Below are 1245 nucleotides of genomic sequence, written 5' to 3'. Positions count from 1 at the left end.
TCACCAAGATCCGCCAATTCATCACCGGCTGGAACGACCGCTGCCACCCCTTCGTCTGGACCAAGACCGCCGACCAGATCCTCACCAAAACGAACCGTCAAAAGATCTCAACCACGGGGTACTAGCGACCTTGAAGGCGTGTCCGAGCAGGTCGAAGCGGGCAGGGTGGGTGCAGCGTTGAGGGAGTACCTGCGCCCAGCTTCCGCTGTCGATGTCTCCCGACGGATAGATGTGCGGCAGAGTCTGGAAACTGTCATGAATCACACCGCCCCCGGTAACGTGCCGTTGGGTCGCTGGCCGGACAGCCCCGAGCGTCCTCTTGCGATGAGCCAGCAGCTTGCAGTCAACTCTGTGATGCGAATGCTCGACCCCAGGCACGCTGGAATCTTCGCGGTGAACGGGCCGCCCGGAACAGGCAAGACGACAATCCTGCGGGACATCATCGCTGCCGTGGTAGTCGAGCGGGCGCGCCAGCTGGCGCGGCTAACCAGGCCCAGTGAAGCGTTCACGGGGCGGCGGCAATGGAAATCTGGCAAGTACACGCGCATAGTACACACATGGAAGCCGGAGCTCACTGGGTTCGAGATGGTGGTCGCGTCGGCGAACAACGGAGCCGTGGAGAACGTCACTGACGAGATACCTGCGCACGGGGCGATTGATGATTTTTGGCGTGAGGACGCAGTCCGGCTTGACTACTTCCCTGGAATTGGCTCAGCACTGCTGACTATCGATCGGACAGACGGCAGCGGCAATCCCACCCGTGCCGAGGTCGCAGGCAGTGCATGGGCGCTGATGGCGGCGCGGTTGGGTAACAAGGTCAATCGAAGCGGCTTCGTCAGCGCAGCGTGGTTCGGCAAGCATGAGAATGGTCAATCCAGTGAGCAGAAGAGCGAAGCGTTCGAGTCCGACGGGCTGCCTGAGGACGGACTCGCGAAGTCCGGATTGCGAGAAGTCCTGGAGAGCTACGAGCGGTCTGGGCCTTCGTGCAGTTGGTCGGATGCTGTCGATCGCTTCTGTCGCGTCCTCGACCGTGCCGCATCGATTCAATCCGATCGTCATCATGCCTACTCCAGCCTGGCAGAGAAGGACCAGTGCCAGCGCGCATTAGAAGCCGCCCACCTAGTACCCCGTGGTTGAGATCTTTTGACGGTTCGTTTTGGTGAGGATCTGGTCGGCGGTCTTGGTCCAGACGAAGGGGTGGCAGCGGTCGTTCCAGCCGGTGATGAATTGGCGGATCTTGGTGAT

The 1245-nt window shown here is 61.0% G+C and carries 1 protein-coding gene and 2 pseudogenes; 2 read left to right on the top strand and 1 reads right to left on the bottom strand.

The window, feature by feature from the left end; all coding sequences use genetic code 11:
• Both ABNF93_RS35230 and ABNF93_RS34640 read left to right on the top strand, forming a co-directional pair.
• A pseudogene (locus ABNF93_RS35230) lies at positions 1-125 on the top strand (IS630 family transposase); the annotation flags it as partial.
• 13 nt (positions 126-138) lie between these two features.
• Entirely contained in the window at positions 139-1137 is a 999-nt protein-coding gene (locus ABNF93_RS34640; RefSeq protein WP_349332499.1) for a hypothetical protein, read from the top strand.
• Here the strand turns inward: ABNF93_RS34640 and ABNF93_RS35225 are convergent.
• Positions 1120-1245 (bottom strand): annotated as a pseudogene (locus ABNF93_RS35225) (IS630 family transposase); the annotation flags it as partial. The gene ABNF93_RS34640 and the pseudogene ABNF93_RS35225 overlap by 18 nt on opposite strands.

The sequence above is a fragment of the Actinopolymorpha sp. B9G3 genome (assembly GCF_040120725.1).
In the GTDB taxonomy this organism is placed as follows: Bacteria; Actinomycetota; Actinomycetes; order Propionibacteriales; family Actinopolymorphaceae; genus Thermasporomyces.
The sequence above is the reverse complement of the archived record's forward strand: the minus strand, read 5'-3'. Positions and strand labels throughout refer to the sequence as shown.